Source organism: Enterobacter cloacae complex sp. 302F9 (genome assembly GCF_050030335.1).
Lineage (GTDB): Bacteria > Pseudomonadota > Gammaproteobacteria > Enterobacterales > Enterobacteriaceae > Enterobacter > Enterobacter hormaechei_C.
On the sequence record NZ_JBLGUC010000002.1, the window covers coordinates 1 to 15992 of the forward strand.

Sequence of the window (15992 nt, forward strand, 5' to 3'; positions counted from 1 at the left end):
ATGAATGGATATAACTATATGAATGAGAATGTTTATATCGGCGAGGTTATAGGTCCAGATTGTGAAAGTGTTAACAATAAACTCACCGTCACAAGTAAGGCCACAGTTCAGCCTGTAGCCCTGATGAGATTAAATGTTTTTGTTCCTTCAAGCAGGCCTGCAAAGGGCACTAGAACATCAATCGATGCGACCTCTGTTCTCAAGGATTTGGAATTCTCAAGGCGGGAGGGTTACGACGATATTCGTATAACCGGTGAACGGTTGAGTATGGCCATCGACTTCAAGGTATGGGTCGGTATCATAGAAGCTTTCAGTAAGTACGGTTTAAAAACCAACAGCATTAAGCTTACTTTTCATGAGTTTGCTGGAATGTGCCGCTTTGAGTCTAAGAGATTCGATTCCCGTCTTAGAAAAAGTATTTCAGAAGCTTTGACCAGGATACGTGGCAAGACTATTACCTTTACCCGTAGCGACTCAGAGGGCCTTCAAAAAGTTTCCGTAACAGGTTTGCTTAAGACAGGTGAACTGGATTTTGCAAACGACCAGGTGGAACTTGAAGCTGATCAGCGACTATGGGAACTCTACCAAACTGATTACACTGTTCTGCTACGACATAAGCCGATAAATGCTTTAACCCGAAAGGAAGCAGCTCAGGCCCTGTATACTTTCATCGAAAGTCTGCCTACGAACCCAGTCCCCATATCTTTCAAACGAATACGAGACAGGCTCTCATTGCTCTCTCCGGTAAAGGAACAGAACCGTATCATTAAACTGGCCCTCAAGCAGTTGCAGGATATTGGGTACCTTGACCACAGCATCACCAAAAAAGGTAAAGAGACTTTCATTCTGATCCACCGTCGCTCAGCAAATCTGAAACCAGGAACAGCTGTATAAGGTGTGTTGAAACGGGAGCTCTCTTCTTAAACATTTTGATAGGTGTGTTGTAAGGGGAAGCCTCGCCTTAAACGTCTTAATAGGTGTGTTGTAGCGGGATGAGAACCTGTTAAATGTGTGTTTTTATCTGTATATACTTACGCACCTTCCCACTTCAACACACCTTTTTGGATAGAAGTGAAAAGCAATCCCGCTTCTCCCCACCTTTTACCAAATTTGTCTCACCAACTCCCCACTTCGACACACCGAAGATTCAAAGGCTTCCCACTACACCCCACTTTTTGCTTCACGCGGTCATAACTGGTTGATACTACCCTCCCTAAAGGTAGCCTGGAGTTGAAAGCCGCATTATGCGGTTCTATGGGGATTTCGGATAAAGGCACCACTTTGCCATCTTGTTATCTTGTTATCTTGTTATCTTGTTATCCTAACATCTTGCCAATTTGTTAAGGTATAAAGGTAATTCAATTATAATTCATGTAGTTATTAACTTAATAAGATGTTAACTTAATAAAGATATTGCAATATTGCCGCCTGTTTGGCAATATTAAGTTGTTAACTTAACAACTTAATATGAGGCTGTGATGATAATAGTATTGGGTAGTCAAAAGGGTGGGGTTGGTAAAAGTACACTGGCGGTATCTATAGCTGCGTATCTGATGTCACTGGGCAATCGAGTGATCATTGTCGACGCAGATGACCAGAAATCTGTATTGACCTGGTACAACAATCGTCCTGAAGATCTTCCCCATATTCCGGTTACTGGCGCAACAGGCAACATCAAAGCCATGCTAAAGGAACACGAGAAATCTTATGACTTTGTCATCGCAGACTGTGCTGGCCGCGACAGTGCAGAAATGCGTAGTGGGTTGATGGCCGCTGACGTATTCATTTCTCCGTTGCGGCCTTCTCAGATGGACCTGGATGTAGTGCCTCATACATGCTCTGTTTTTACAGCAGCAAAAGATTTTAATGAGGACGTCCGGGGATATCTCGTTTTAAACATGACGCCCACGAACATGTTTGTCAATGAAGCAAATCAGGCAGCTGACGTACTCAAGGATTATCCTGAAATGCGGCTGGCTAACTCCCGAGTTTGTGATCGAAAAGCGCATCGAGATGCTTGGGCAGAATCAATGACAATATTTGAAACGCAAAATGACAAAGCACAACAAGAAATCGAATCGTTAGTTAAAGAGGTTATTCTGTGAGAAATAGAGCAAATACTCCATCTCGTGATGAGGCAGCGTTTATTAACGGTGGTACTGCTGGTATTGATAATACCAAAGTGACTTCAGAGAGACCATTGGCTGTAAGTAAAGCAAAACCAGTGAGCATTTCCTTTTTTGAAGAAAACTTAAAAGACATTGATGATCTTATAACGGGTGAAATGATTTCAGGTAAAAGCAGAGTGAATCGTTCTGACGTAGTCAGGGCAGCGGTAGAGGCACTAAAAAGTTTATCAAAAACAGAGATATCCAGATTAATCGCAGAAGCAAAACAACGATAATATCTTGTTATCTTGTTATCTTGTTATCTTGTTATCTTGTTATCTTGTTATCTTGTTCAGGATGGTAACACCTTTTATATCGAGGCAATAACTGCGCGATAGTGAAAATTTGGGGGTGGCCTCAGTCCTATACATAAGGGGATATACATGAATTCAAATACTACAATTGCCTTATATTTTTCGCTTGCATTACTATTTACGTTGCTATCAGTGGCTGGTAGCAACCATGATTTAGCAGGAGTTGTATCTCAATTATTCTTTATTTTCATGGCTGCATTTTATTTCTTTAGGGCAATGAGGGCCTTTCTGAACATCATTAATGTGATTGATAGCTGTAGAAGGTGAGGCAGGATAAGCCCCCCATTAAGCTTGGACTGTTTCCCACACAAGAACTACTTTAGGTCGAAACCTGGGGTATACCCATAGTTGACCTATGTAGATTGGTCTGGGGTTAACTTTTTTATCAACGCAACAGCTTCAGCTTCCGGCATGGCGAACTGCACACGATGGCGCGCTGCGACATCGAGCGCAAACACCTTCGTATAGACCTCCGTCGAGCTAATCGATTTGTGGCCCATCAGGCTCTGCAGCACTTTCAGCGGAATACCGGCGTACAGCATGTGCATCGCGTAGGAGTGACGGAACGTATGGGGGGTCACCGGTACTGAGAACGTCACCCCGTCGGCCGCTGCGGCCTCCACCGCTTCGCTAAGCCAGGTGCGGACGGTACGGTCTGTGATCTCCCAGATACGCGCCTTCTCAATTCTGCCGGTGTGCTTGTTTCGTCTTTCCAGCGGAATTTTCAGGGTGGCCACCATCATCTGTAGCTGGCTGACGTAGTGGTGATCGGAAAGCGGAACAAGACGATGGACCTGACTGCCTGCGGGAGCACGACCTGCCGTCCTGGCCGCTTTCTCGGCGCGCTGCTTGAGCGTGGCCAGCTGCACGAACGGATACGGCGGCGTCAGTGAAAAATCCCCCCGGGTCAGCGCGAGCGCTTCATTAATGCGCGCGCCGGTGTTCCACAGCGTCGCCAGCAGCATCTTGCGGTGAAGATCCGGCACGTAATGGAGCAGGGCGCTGACTTCCGGCGCCAGCAGGTATTTCGGCAGTTCATCCTGCACGAGCGCCATCTGGCGCAGGGCGAGGGCGGCAGGGTAATCGATGGCCACCGGAAGCAATGTTCCGGGAGATGACGGAGATCCAACTGGAACCAGGTTATTCATAATTTCTGTTAACTTTTTTCTTTGCCGAGAATTTTCTTCGTAATATTACCGGAGTCAGGATGACTAACCAGCCAGCGACGGCCAGCCAGAAAACAGACGAAGTCGCAAACAAAACTACCCCGTCAGTGATTACAGACCCGATATTTTCGGGCACTGGTTTCAGTCCTCTTCAGTGTGTGGCTATGGAACGGGAACATTCATGCCCCCAACATCCACTTGATAAAGTCCAGAAAAGTCACCACGCCCCCCCAGAACAGGATCAGGTCGCGGTATTTATCCCACAGGTTAAAAAAGGGATGTGCCTGCAGGTCAACGAGCTCCTCACTTTGTGAGGCAAGATCCCTTTCCAGCTCCAGGATTCTTTTCTGCGACTGAGCACACAGGGTAGCCAGCCGGATGACCCCGGTTGCCCGTTGCGCCACCTCCAGGTCTGAATCCCCGATCTGCGGCAGAGACAGTGTTTCTGCCCGCAGTGGCAGGGCATCACATTTCTCGTCCGGGAGCTGGCCCCCTTTTCTGTGCCACAGATGATAAAAAGGACGATTCTTATGTGAAGCAATCAACTGTTTTTGCGACCGTTTTTTGCCTTCGAGCTGCACGATTTTTTCCTGCAGCCCGCGATAACAGTCTTCCAGACGGCGTACCCCGGATGCCAGTGGCTCCACCCGGAGCGTTGAATACCTGCCCCGCGGCAACTGCAGTTCGTCTGCCCGCAGCGGCATTGAGCGGGTTTCCCCGGCCGGGAACCGGAACCCCATTGCGTGCCACAGCCTGTCCCTCCGGATCTTGTTTTCTTCTTTTTCTTCATCAACCTGGGAAATTTCAATCGGCAAAACCCGGGTTTCTGGCGGAAGGCATCTGGCCCAGAGCACAAACTGCTGCGTGATCCAGGTACCCAGGCCGTGTCCCCGCAGGCGCTCTTCCAGTCTGAATTCCTCTGTAAACAGGTGCAGGGAACTCAGTAGAGGCCAGTAGTTTGCAGTGAAAGTCTGAGTCTTCGTCTGTTCAGTATCGGCCAGATACAGTGTCATTATGCAGGAGGCCCGATACAACGCGTCGGAATTACGTTCAGAAGCCGGGTCCCACGATTCCTCCCTGCTCAGAATGACGACCAGATTTTCCTCCTGGCGGGTACTGTTATTTGTAATGATATCCGCCAGTGTCACGAGCCACATTGTTTTGTCGACATCAGCCCGGGTCACGCCGTCGGTCATCTTTTTTTCCCTCAGGGTTATACCCTGCAACTGTCAGCAGTTATCAGATAGGGCAGTGTCCCCTGTCGTCGCGAAAGACGGCAGGCCATCCGCTCCGGAGGAGCAGTTCAGTACAGTCACCGTGTGAGGGTTAATCTCTGCGTCAATGGCTTCGTTTTGACATCCTCCCCGTCCTTCAATGTCAAATTCCCCAGAACATCAGGTTTATCGCATTTTTGATGTCATTTTCCCGGTGGCGGAGATCGGCCACTTCCTCCCCGGTGACGGAGGCCGGGACGCTGGCCATGTCCGTGGTCATCAGGCGCCAGCTCTCGTCCCCGATGTGCACCACCGGATAGAGCTCACGGGAGACCTTATCCGACAGCAGCCGGGCGCTGGCCAGCGGGATCACCATCCGCCGCCCGGGGGTATCGATGATGTCACTCTGCACATCCACGAACAGACGATAGCGGCTCTCTCTTTTATAGGCATAAACCTTAAACTGCATCTCACCAGTCCCTGTTTTCGTCGGCGAATGAACCGTTCATTTCAATAAACCGGGCAACCTCGGCCATCCCTTCCTGATTTTCAGCCTGCCAGCGTTCGGCACGCAAACGGCGGGCCTCATTCTGCATGGCCGTGTTCACCAGACCGGATATATTGACGTCCGCGGATTTCAGTAGCTGATAACTGTCGCTGTCTATGGTGACGGTGATGCGCTGCTTCATAATGCACTCCTGAATACATACTAATGATATGCATATCAGTATAGCTTAATGATGCAGCTGACACACGCCCGGCTGAAGCATACTGTTATGTCGCTATTCATTTCACACCGTGAAACTCACATAAAAAATAATCAACCAGGATATAACAATCATCCATACAGTCACGACATTAAATTACCGGACAGCCGTTCCGGTCGGATCCGACTTTTCACGTTTAGCGAAGTTTCCGGAAGTGTACCACGGCCAGGGAATAAGCAAAGCGTCCTTTTAGGGTGGTGAGCGGCCGGTCACGGGGCAGGGGAGGGACACAACATATAGCGTCACTGTCAGCCAGGAACACCGCTACATCTTGTGTTTCCTGGCCGCTGCGCGCCGGGGGCAGGAACGAAGATCCGGAACAACATCTTTTCGGATCTCAGGAGAGGAAGAGAGAGATTATTGCAGGATAAGCACAAAAAAGAGTGAATTGTTGTGATGAGTGGATTATTGCTGTAAATATCGCAATTCAAATTAATTATTAACAACAAAGCAATTTAACAGCGACCCCATCCGGGGTCACCTTAATTTTGCTCAGCGATGTTCAAACCGCACCACTGGTGTATCGGTAATTTCCATCTCCATTTCCCAGAGCGTTTTCATCACACCTTCAAGTGGATCACCGTTGCTGCGGTAGAAAGTGTTAAAAAGGGTTCCATCCGGATACCTGAACAACCTGAGTTCACCAAAGGATTCAGCACTGACCATAAGTGAAAATTTCTGTTCGGAATTGAGGACAAGGTAAATAAGACAGTTATTGATCCTGAAGGGCAGAGAGCGGCTACCTCTGGCCGATACATCAACATGTATGCTAAACGCGTCATGCCTTGCCGGCTGGTAGACCAGCTCCCTCAGTTCTTCGCTGAAGCGGGAACCATAGATCATCAGAATGTAGTTATTCTGATCAGCGGACCGTTGCGCGACTTCCATTAAGAGCGTTTCGAGATTATTGACCTCAATTGTTAATTTAGCCTGTGATTTCCACAGTTCATAATGCAGTCTGTGGAGAATATTTCTCTTCACTTCTGATACCGAAGGAAAATCTCCGTAGACATTCTGATTAAGATCTCTGGCAACATAATCTTTGGAAACACCAACAGGAATGTATCTCACCAGCCAGTTGCGATCACATTCTGAATTTTGAGTAAACGTGAAGTATTTAAGCAGAACATCTTCAGACAATGCCCCAGGAAGTTCGTTTGTAAGACGAGTATCAGTATTTCTGAGTCGCTCCTGGTCTACTTCAGCAGCAACGATATCTGCCGTTTTACTACGGTTGAAGACATCTATGTATTTATCCAGAACATCATTAAAGAACACCACATTCGTTGCATAATCCGCTTCTGAAATAATATAACCTTCATAAGGAACTGAAGGGTCTCGTTTCAGTCGTTCAAGAATAGAAATTATTCTGTCTTTACTGAAATAGGAAAACAACCTTCCCGCCAGGGCTTCATTAACGCGCTGCGTAACCTGTTCAGCTGGTCGCGCGAGCTTTATGGCCAGTAAGGAGAACGCTCCGTAGAGGCTGCCAATATCCTCATTTACTCCTGTATACACCCGCCCGGGAATGTAAGGCCTTTCATTATATGAGTTCATAACCTCAATGGTTTCGGATAACCCGCTGTACCAGCTTGTATTCGTATGCAGATTACAGTGCTCAATTCTCAGTATCATGTCAATGATATCGACAGAACATCTGAATGCAGGTGTCAGCGTGTCATGTGTATCTCTATCTTCATATAATTCAGACATAATGAGATGATTTACAAGATCGGCTAAGTCTATATTTTTTTGCGGTTCAAAATGAGCAATAAGATACCCTGCCATTAACAACCGCAAATCAGATAAGGCATTTGCAAACATAATGGACAAAGCCGCATCTTTTTTATACATGCTGCCCCTGAGTAACATATCCCACTGCGGTTCTGTCTCCTTCAGGGACAGATAATCCGGAGTCAGGAAGAAACTGTGCCAGCGGTACTCTTCCTCCCAGTACCGTGTAAACCGGTTCTGATTAAACCAGAGGCAGAGAACGTCGTGAGCATATCGCACGGAAGAGGCATTATCGGCAACCACTGACGGAATAAGAAGCCTGACGGTATTATGCAGATGATACATCAGGCGGCCAGTAGAATCTTCACTCCCGGGTTTGCCAGTGATCGTGGTCATACTCCAGCCTTCCCACAGTCCGATGAACTCGCGGATAAGGGCCTGGTGAGTCAGCTCCTGGCTGGCCGAGAGGGGGCCCCCCAGTCCCGCTTTCCAGTCGTTTAACACATGCCACACCCTGAAAAGCGAAAGTAAAAACTGTCTGAAATCGGTAAAACACGTGCTCTGTGTTTTTCTGTACACATGCAATGGAATGGCCATCGATTCACGGAAATATTCGCCTGAATATTCCGTTGATTTTACGGATTCACGAAAAAACTTTCTCAATTCATAATGGAATGAATCACTGAAAGTATGGCTAAAACCTGATTCTTTTACTTCATCCAGATAATTTTTATCAACCCCGTAATTGTAACTTCTTTTGATAGAGGTATAGGTATCTGTTAATCTTTCAATTCCTGCTCTGAAGACGCTAATATTTTTATCATTAAGTGCATCGTAAGCCTCACCAAAGAAATCAAAAGTAATATCATCCAGATCCCTTTTCTTCTCAGGGCGTCCTGTTATAATACAACGGATAAATAACCACCGCCACAATCCTGAAACAGGCTTGATATTTTTCAATGACATTAAAGTCAGTTCACCGGAACGAACACCAAAGGAGGGCAGAATGATAATTTCCGCATCCTGCCCATCTACCGCCTCTAGCCTTCTCAGCAGAAATAAAAATGGCCTTATATAAATGTCTGTAACAACATCACCTTTACTGACATTAGATTTAACATGAAGCATCTCGTTTTTCTCAGAGATTGAGTAAGGCAGTATTTTAATATTACCGAGGTAATTTTCACCTACGTTAGCCCCCGGGTAGCGCAGCCACGCCAGAATATATGCTTTTTGTATGTAGTCATCCACTATCTGAGACAAAAAAAACTTATTCAATAGTCGATCGCGCTTGCTCTCATCCAGGACATTCAGACTGGAGACGAAGAACCAGATAGACAGAATAATATTGAAAAGCATCCACACAAAAGCAGTAACGGCGAAAGCTGTATTAAGATATCTGTCACCAACAGATAACATCATACCGCCCACCACAATAAATGCGGCAAGTGACAGTCCACTCAGACCAGAAAACAAATATCCGGAATGAAGTTGATATGCTGACTGAATATGCATCCTTGCTGATTTTTTTTGAAACAGAACACTTATAAGGCCCACGACAAGTGGAAAAACGATACCGATAATAGTCAACTGGCTACCCAGTAAATTAGACATCCAACCTGAAAGCGTGGTAATGCCCTTAAAATGCTGCAGAGCGAAAGGTTGTAATACAGGGCGAAAATATTCGACCACGCAAACAGCCCCGAAGGCTGCGGACCAGAGGACCAGCATAGCCCGGATGTAATGGGTGGTGCAGGCAATAAGTATTCTCTCCACCCGGTTCCAGCGAAGTTTTTTGTAATCCTGGTTCGACTTCAGGCTCCGTCGGAGTTCAGCTCTCACCTGCCATGAGACACTTTTAAGAAGTTTTCCAAACATAGATATCCTGCGTGTTCCATAAGAAATTTTATGAATAATAAGCGGTAGGGACCTTTTTTTCTCTGGAAAATGTCACCCGATGCCCTTCGTGCAAAGTTCGTCACCCTGTTATCCGATTTAGACAATTTTCGGATCTGCGCGGCGGGAATCCCTCAAGAGATATGATAATCAAACCAGACGCATAAAATCATACTGAGTGTGATATTTATCATTAACCAAATAATCATATCTGATATGATGTTTGTCACATAGGAACTAAATCATATAGAGTATGATTTTTAACATAACGGGACATCTTCAGACGGAGCGTGCAGGATGGATGAGAAAGAAGTGAATTTTTCACTCAGCTATGAACAGCTGGCCGCGACAACAACAGAGGTCATTGAAGCTATCAAAAAGCGCCAGGATCAGACGACGGCAGCGAAAATTTCCAGTGTGGAAGCTGTCATATTTCTGTGGTCTGAGCTTGCTAAAGCAGGGGCATCCGACTTCAGCCCGGTACAGGCTGACCTCCGTCGTTTTCAGGAACGTGTAGCCGGAATGAAAGAATGAATGGAACGGTAAAAAGCCGACGTCCGTCACCGCTGCAGCGGCGGGTGCTGATTGTGCTGGCCGCCCTCGATGCGAAACGTCCGGGGCCGGTGGCGACGCGGGATATCGAGCGGGTGCTGGAGCAGGGCGGGGACGCCCCGGTGTACGGGCCGAACCTGCGCGCCTCCTGCCGGCGCATGGAAGCTGCGGGCTGGCTGCGCACCCTGCGCGCCCCGAACCTGCAGCTGGCCGTCGAGCTGACGGAGGCCGGTCGCGGCATTGCAGAACCGCTCTTCCAGGCAGAACGCGAGGCTGAAACGGCACGACAACGGCTGACAGACGTCCGGCGTCTGCCGTTACGCCAGACGGCTGCCGGTGATGCGGTGGCGCTGCAGCTGGATGACGACCATTACACCATCAGGGAAGCGGCCTACGTGATCCGTCCGGACGGGTCCACCTGCCTGCAGCTGACGGATGCCGGCGGCATACGCCGGATAAAAGAGGGCGATCCCCTGCAGGTGGCCAGCTGGTATCAGACCTGTTTTGATGCAGGACTGCCGGTCACCATCCAGGTGAATGAGAGCCGGGACTGACCGACACCACATGCAAGGAATGAGAACAGAAGAATGAAATTAACAGAACCCAAACTGAATACGCTGATCGATAATCTGAATGCCCTGATTTGTGAGGACAGCCTGCTGACGCGCCAGGAGCGCGAGGATTTGGTCCGGGCCGTCGCCGCCATCGGTGCCATGAAAGCGCGCGTCAGTATGAAGAAGTCCAGCGTTCCGGCAGCGTCGAAACTAAAGGAAGAGAAACAGGAACGTGTGCCCGACCCACGTTTTCCGCATGCCGGCGAACCCTGGCGGGAAGAAGAGGGGACGATGCTGCTTGATGCCCTCGAATCCGTACCGGACGAAGAGGTGGGCGTTCATCTGTTCTGGCTGGCCGAAAAGCTGGGGCGTACCCCCTACAGTGTGGCCTGTAAAATAGCGGTTCTCCGGGACATGCCAGAAGAGTGGAAAGATCAGTACCGCAAGGTTTCGGATGATATCCGCAAGTCAGGCCTGAGCATCAGCGATTATGTTCAGCATAACGGGCTGAATTAACCGCTTTCCGTCCTGTTCTGTCGGTACACGGGGTTGTCTCATAGACAGATCTGAAGCGTACCACTTAAGATAAGCGACTTCTTCCCGGTGCTATTGCATAAATTACATGACCAGACAGGAATGGCTGTTATGCCTCAGACGCTGTACTTCCAGAGACACGCTTGAAAAAGTGATAGAAAAAAACAAATACGATCTGACCGACGACGAACTGGAACCCTTTAAGGAAGGTGCGAATAAGCAGATCATGTCTTCCCAAGCTGACTCGCTGATTAAAATTTCGCGGATCTGGGCCGATTTTTTTCCCGCAAACACATCGAATCAGCCTATTTAGGCTATTTTTTCCACCATTTCTGGCGTTATTTCCGGTTTTTACTGAGATCTCTCCCACTGACGTATCATTTGGTCCACCCGAAACAGGTTGGCCAGGGTGAATAACATCGCCAGTTGGTTATCGTTTTTCAGCAGCCCCTTGTATCTGGCTTTCACGAAGCCGAACTGCCGCTTGATGATGCGAAACGGGTGCTCCACCCTGGCATGGATGCTGGCTTTCATGTATTCGATGTTGATGGCCGTTTTGTTCTTGCGCGGATGCTGCTTCAAGGTTTTTACCTTGCCGGGACGCTCGGCGATCAGCCAGTCCACATCCACCTCGGCCAGCTCCTCGCGCTGTGGCGCTCCTTGGTAGCCGGCATCGGCTGAGACAAATTGCTCCTCTCCATGAAGCAGATTACCCAGCTGATTGAGGTCATGCTCGTTGGCCGCGGTGGTGACCAGGCTGTGGGTCAGGCCACTCTTGGCATCGACACCAATGTGGGCCTTCATGCCAAAGTGCCACTGATTGCCTTTCTTGGTCTGATGCATCTCCGGATCGCGTTGCTGCTCTTTGTTCTTGGTAGAGCTGGGTGCCTCAATGATGGTGGCATCCACCAAAGTGCCTTGGGTCATCATGACGCCTGCTTCGGCCAGCCAGCGATTGATGGTCTTGAACAATTGACGGGCCAGTTGATGCTGCTCGAGCAGGTGGCGGAAATTCATGATGGTGGTGCGATCCGGCAGGGCGCTATCCAGGGATAATCGGGCAAACAGGCGCATGGAGGCGATTTCGTACAGGGCATCTTCCATGGCACCGTCGCTCAGGTTGTACCAATGCTGCATGCAGTGAATACGCAGCATGGTCTCCAGCGGATAGGGCCGTCGGCCATTGCCCGCCTTGGGATAAAACGGCTCGATGACAGCGGTCATATTCTGCCATGGCAGAATATGCTCCATGCGGGAGAGGAAAATCTCTTTTCGGGTCTGACGGCGCTTAGTGCTGAATTCACTATCGGCGAAGGTGAGTTGATGGCTCATGATGTCCCTCTGGGATGCGCTCCGGATGAATATGATGATCTCATATCAGGAACTTGTTCGCACCTTCCTTAGGATTTTCGCCACTGAATAAATTATAATAAATTGATTTTATAAGATATTCGTCATGGGCTATATGACCAGTACGAGTTGCATGCTCTAATGTTTCAGATGCCAGTATATGTGCGGCTTCAGCAAACATCCCAGGCCAACCCTTACTCAGCATAGACAGTCCTTTAAGGACTCTTATCTGAATCTCCCTCATACTCGCACCATCACGTGCAACAGGTAAGAAAAAGTCTTCCAGTAGGTCTTTGATCTGAAGTGGCGCAACATGTACTGAAGGATATATCACTTCAGTTTCATCTATTTTATTCTGCGCGTAAGCGGAGAGTATTCGAACACCTCTGCCAATGACATCAATCGCAGTACCGGGATCGTTTACTGCGGGCGAAAGGGCCCTGCAGGCTATTTCGGCCATGACGCTGAGACAGAATCGGGGATCCTGAGCAAATGAACGCACATCCGAGACAATGATCGTTTCAAGTAAATCGGTACAGATTGATGACTCCTGACCAGAACTCAGGTACAAAACTGGCATCGATGGATGTATGAAACTGCCTGGCTGCGCCACAAGATATACATGACGAGGATCATTGCTCAGCAGACTGCCGAGCTTGACCATGTCAATATATTCAACATAGCCAATTTTCTCCGGATATACGGCAACAGTTCCTTTTGGTTGTTCATTGTTCTCAAGCCATGGATATCCGCCAAGACATGGACTTTTTGCTCTCGCAATAAATGTCTCGATCGCCGCCTGTTCTACTTTTGCTGTTGTCTCACCTACCCTGCCCAGAGAGGTCAAATGCTGTATCCAGCGAAGCAATGTGATGATTATTAAGGCAATGACAACCAGTGTTACAATGAATAAAATGACTCTACCCCTTTCTCCGTAGGCTCCCATATTGAGGGCAATAATCCCTACCAGGCTGAAGAGAAAAGAACCGATAAAAGTGGCCAGTACATTTTGTGTGGTTACGTCTTCTACAACTAAACGCGTGGCTCTGGGCGTCACATTAGTAGTGGCTGAACCGTAAGCGGTGACCATGATACTCAGTGAAAATGTGGTCACCGCCAGCATACTCGATGCCAGTATGTTCAGAATATTATCAACTGCTTCCGCACCAACCTTCACTGATACTGACTCTGGGATCATTGATCTAAAAAGAATAGATAAAAGGGCCGTTATTATTGCTACCATTGCAAATAACGTTGCCCTGAACCATAGTTTTTTAAGTGTCTGCCTGAGAATCCATTGCCAGCGTAAAATCATTCAGCATATCCTTGTATTAAGTTCGGGAAAATAAATGCCGCCCGGCAGGACGGCATTTTTGTATTAACGAACGAGGTGCAGGAAGTGCAGGTGTTTTTCGTACTGGTCCAGTATGTCATTAATCAGCTGTTCCTGATTCCAGCCCATCACATCATAGTTTTGACCGCCTTCTTTCAGATAGACCTCAGCGCGATAATATCGATGTTGCTCAACCTGCTGCTCGTCATTGTCCATTGCAGCCATGGCGAAAGCCGGTGAGTTATAGCCACGAAGTCTCACTTCATAAATAAAGTTCAGCTCATTGCCCAAATCGACTTCAAGCCGAATTCGTTCGTCATCAGTATCACTTATATGGCTTATCGTTCCCTGTTTATTCAGTTCTTCCTGAACCAGCGTCATGGCGGGCTGGATAACGTCGCCCATAAAGCGTTTCACAAGAGAGCGCTTTGGCAGATAAGCGATATTGCGCAAGCGTCTCTGCCATGGAATCGGGTTACGCGCTGCAGTCGGAGCAATAGTCGCCATGCTCAGGCTTTCACGCTTGGTCAAATCCCGACGCAGGGCTTTTAATAATCCGTATATGGATATCAGTAAAATCACTGAGAAAGGTAATGCGCTCGCTATTGTCACGGTTTGCAGCGCGCTCAGTCCCCCCGCAATCAGCAGTGCGATTGCCACAATCCCTATGAGCGAGGCCCAGAAAATTCGCTGCCATACAGGCGTGTTAGCGACGCCACCCGATGCCAGCGTACCAACAACCATTGCCCCGGAGTCAGCCGAGGTGACAAAGAAGACAATGACCATCGCCATTGCAATAAATGACAGCACGGAAGAAAACGGGAAATGCTCCAGGAAATTAAACAGGGCCAGCGCGACATCCTGCTGAACGGTATTGGCGAGATCAGCCGCCCCCTGGTGCATAATGAGATAGATTGCGCTGTTACCAAACACCGTCATCCACATGAGCGTGAAGCCGGCGGGAACAAACAGCACGCCGGTGACAAACTCGCGAATGGTTCGACCGCGCGAGACTCTTGCGATGAACATCCCCACAAACGGCGACCATGAAAGCCACCATCCCCAGTACAGTAATGTCCAGCCCCCCAGCCAGTTGCTCGACTTAGGTTCATACGCATAAAGGTTAAAAGTTTTACTCACCAGTTCAGAAAGATAACCGCCCGTATTTTCCACAAATGACTTCAGCAGAAGCACGGTTGGTCCCAGACACAGGACCAGCGCCAGCAGCAGCACTGCCAGGCCCAGGTTGAGCTCAGACAGTATACGTATTCCCTTGTCCAGGCCGGACACCACCGAAATCGTCGCTAAACCAGTGATGACAACGATTAGAATCACCTGCACCGTTTCATTAATAGGCACCCCGAAAAGATGATTCAAACCAGCATTCACCTGCAAAACACCGTACCCCAGCGATGTCGCAACGCCAAAGACGGTGCCAATAACGGCGAAAATATCAACCGCATGGCCTACAGGTCCGTATATGCGCTCGCCAATAATGGGATAAAGTGCGGAACGCAGCGTTAAAGGCAGACCGTGACGGTAACTGAAAAAGGCCAGGATCAGTGCCACAATGGCATAGATTGCCCATGCGTGCAGGCCCCAGTGGAAGAACGTCAGGCGCATTGCTTCCTTCGCTGCCGCAACGGTCTCTGGAGTGCCGACAGGAGGTGAAAGATAATGCATCACAGGTTCAGCAACGCCAAAGAACATCAGGCCGATCCCCATCCCTGCCGAGAAAAGCATCGCAAACCAGGAGTGATAGCTAAAATCAGGCTGCGCATGGTCCGGACCCAGTTTGATATCACCGTAGCGTGAGAGTCCCAGGAACGAGACACTCAGTAGAATCAGGGCCACTGCAAGGATGTAGAACCAGCTGGCATTCGTGAAGATTTGTTGCTGAAGTAGTTTAAAATTTTTGTCGGCGACATCCGGGAATACAGCGGCAAAGGCGACAAGAAGGAAAATTAACAAAGCAGATGTAAAGAATACCGCTTTGTTAATCTGGCTTTTAGACTTCTTTTGGATTGTATCATTTTCACTCATAATCATTTATTCCATTAATTAAAATCCGCACTGTATAGAGGGTACTACATCTCAAAGATTAGCAAACTTCAACTTACGATGCGGCGTCAATCGGAATGCAGAGTGCAAGAGTGGCCATACAGATATCCTGTTGATAGTCTGCCAGCCGTCTTCTGGAGCATTTGATTTGCATAAATTGCATCAGATCTGGGGATTCACTTTGATTAGAGCAATATTGAGAATGACTTACTAACGTCTGATGTTGCGTAAAGCGGGCTTTAAGGATGGTCGCAATGTCAGAGGTAAGGACAGACGTTCAGGATGCAAATAATCAGTGCCGGTTCGTCGCTGATTTTCCTTCAGGCTGACTTGTCCAAAACGAGTAACA

15 protein-coding genes and 1 pseudogene are annotated in these 15992 nt (G+C 48.3%); 7 read left to right on the forward strand and 9 right to left on the reverse strand.

Going from position 1 to position 15992, the window contains the following annotated elements:
* Nucleotides 1–18 precede the first annotated feature (18 nt).
* The 3 genes from ACQG0T_RS23285 to ACQG0T_RS23295 all read left to right on the forward strand — a co-directional run bounded on the left by ACQG0T_RS23285 (nucleotide 19) and on the right by ACQG0T_RS23295 (nucleotide 2404).
* Nucleotides 19–894 (forward strand): RepB family plasmid replication initiator protein, encoded by an 876-nt coding sequence (locus ACQG0T_RS23285; RefSeq protein WP_004098982.1) that lies wholly within the window; start codon nucleotides 19–21, stop codon nucleotides 892–894.
* A 584-nt stretch (nucleotides 895–1478) separates the two neighbouring features.
* Nucleotides 1479–2105, forward strand: a complete 627-nt coding sequence (locus ACQG0T_RS23290; RefSeq protein ID WP_016946792.1) for a ParA family plasmid-partitioning AAA ATPase — start codon at nucleotides 1479–1481, stop codon at nucleotides 2103–2105.
* Nucleotides 2102–2404 (forward strand): hypothetical protein, encoded by a 303-nt coding sequence (locus ACQG0T_RS23295; protein WP_004197636.1) that lies wholly within the window; start codon nucleotides 2102–2104, stop codon nucleotides 2402–2404. The genes ACQG0T_RS23290 and ACQG0T_RS23295 overlap by 4 nt, the downstream gene beginning before the upstream one ends.
* Before the next feature lie 431 nt (nucleotides 2405–2835).
* On the opposite strand, the gene ACQG0T_RS23300 is transcribed toward ACQG0T_RS23295, so the two are convergent.
* The 6 genes and pseudogenes from ACQG0T_RS23300 to ACQG0T_RS23325 all read right to left on the reverse strand — a co-directional run bounded on the left by ACQG0T_RS23300 (nucleotide 2836) and on the right by ACQG0T_RS23325 (nucleotide 9241).
* Entirely contained in the window at nucleotides 2836–3630 is a 795-nt protein-coding gene (locus ACQG0T_RS23300; RefSeq protein WP_016240356.1) for a site-specific integrase, read from the reverse strand.
* Nucleotides 3631–3827: 197 nt separating this feature from the next.
* Nucleotides 3828–4844 carry a hypothetical protein gene (locus tag ACQG0T_RS23305; protein ID WP_016946794.1) on the reverse strand — a complete coding sequence of 339 codons (1017 nt, stop codon included), beginning with the start codon at nucleotides 4842–4844 and terminating at the stop codon, nucleotides 3828–3830.
* Nucleotides 4845–5025: 181 nt separating this feature from the next.
* The gene (gene ccdB / locus ACQG0T_RS23310; RefSeq protein WP_006788214.1) at nucleotides 5026–5331 is read right to left on the reverse strand and encodes a type II toxin-antitoxin system toxin CcdB; all 306 of its coding nucleotides are present in this window, start codon (nucleotides 5329–5331) and stop codon (nucleotides 5026–5028) included.
* A gap of 1 nt (nucleotide 5332) precedes the next feature.
* Complete coding sequence (gene ccdA, locus ACQG0T_RS23315) at nucleotides 5333–5551, reverse strand: type II toxin-antitoxin system antitoxin CcdA (protein ID WP_063445614.1); 219 nt, start codon at nucleotides 5549–5551, stop codon at nucleotides 5333–5335.
* 214 nt (nucleotides 5552–5765) lie between these two features.
* Nucleotides 5766–5966, reverse strand: a pseudogene (locus tag ACQG0T_RS23320) (hypothetical protein); the annotation flags it as partial.
* Between the two features lie 155 nt (nucleotides 5967–6121).
* Nucleotides 6122–9241: a hypothetical protein gene (locus ACQG0T_RS23325; RefSeq protein ID WP_060415433.1), complete on the reverse strand. Its 3120-nt coding sequence runs from the start codon at nucleotides 9239–9241 to the stop codon at nucleotides 6122–6124.
* Nucleotides 9242–9556: 315 nt separating this feature from the next.
* Here ACQG0T_RS23325 and ACQG0T_RS23330 point away from each other — a divergent pair, with 315 nt between their 5' ends.
* From ACQG0T_RS23330 to ACQG0T_RS23345, 4 genes are all read left to right on the forward strand, one after another.
* Nucleotides 9557–9793: a hypothetical protein gene (locus ACQG0T_RS23330; RefSeq protein ID WP_060415434.1), complete on the forward strand. Its 237-nt coding sequence runs from the start codon at nucleotides 9557–9559 to the stop codon at nucleotides 9791–9793.
* Nucleotides 9790–10365: a hypothetical protein gene (locus ACQG0T_RS23335; RefSeq protein ID WP_060415435.1), complete on the forward strand. Its 576-nt coding sequence runs from the start codon at nucleotides 9790–9792 to the stop codon at nucleotides 10363–10365. The genes ACQG0T_RS23330 and ACQG0T_RS23335 overlap by 4 nt, the downstream gene beginning before the upstream one ends.
* A 33-nt stretch (nucleotides 10366–10398) precedes the next feature.
* Nucleotides 10399–10881, forward strand: coding sequence for a hypothetical protein (locus ACQG0T_RS23340; RefSeq protein WP_045899846.1), 483 nt, complete (start codon nucleotides 10399–10401; stop codon nucleotides 10879–10881).
* Nucleotides 10882–10987: 106 nt separating this feature from the next.
* On the forward strand, nucleotides 10988–11212 hold the full coding sequence (locus tag ACQG0T_RS23345) for an Hha/YmoA family nucleoid-associated regulatory protein (RefSeq protein ID WP_077271630.1): 225 nt from the start codon (nucleotides 10988–10990) through the stop codon (nucleotides 11210–11212).
* A gap of 38 nt (nucleotides 11213–11250) precedes the next feature.
* Here the strand turns inward: ACQG0T_RS23345 and ACQG0T_RS23350 are convergent, their stop codons facing one another.
* The 3 genes from ACQG0T_RS23350 to ACQG0T_RS23360 form a co-directional block, all read right to left on the reverse strand.
* Nucleotides 11251–12231 (reverse strand): IS5-like element ISKpn26 family transposase, encoded by a 981-nt coding sequence (locus ACQG0T_RS23350; RefSeq protein WP_060415436.1) that lies wholly within the window; start codon nucleotides 12229–12231, stop codon nucleotides 11251–11253.
* Between the two features lie 40 nt (nucleotides 12232–12271).
* Nucleotides 12272–13564, reverse strand: a complete 1293-nt coding sequence (locus ACQG0T_RS23355) for a DUF2254 domain-containing protein (RefSeq protein ID WP_023304011.1) — start codon at nucleotides 13562–13564, stop codon at nucleotides 12272–12274.
* 63 nt (nucleotides 13565–13627) lie between these two features.
* On the reverse strand, nucleotides 13628–15625 hold the full coding sequence (locus ACQG0T_RS23360; protein ID WP_426723884.1) for a BCCT family transporter: 1998 nt from the start codon (nucleotides 15623–15625) through the stop codon (nucleotides 13628–13630).
* Nucleotides 15626–15992 lie beyond the last annotated feature (367 nt).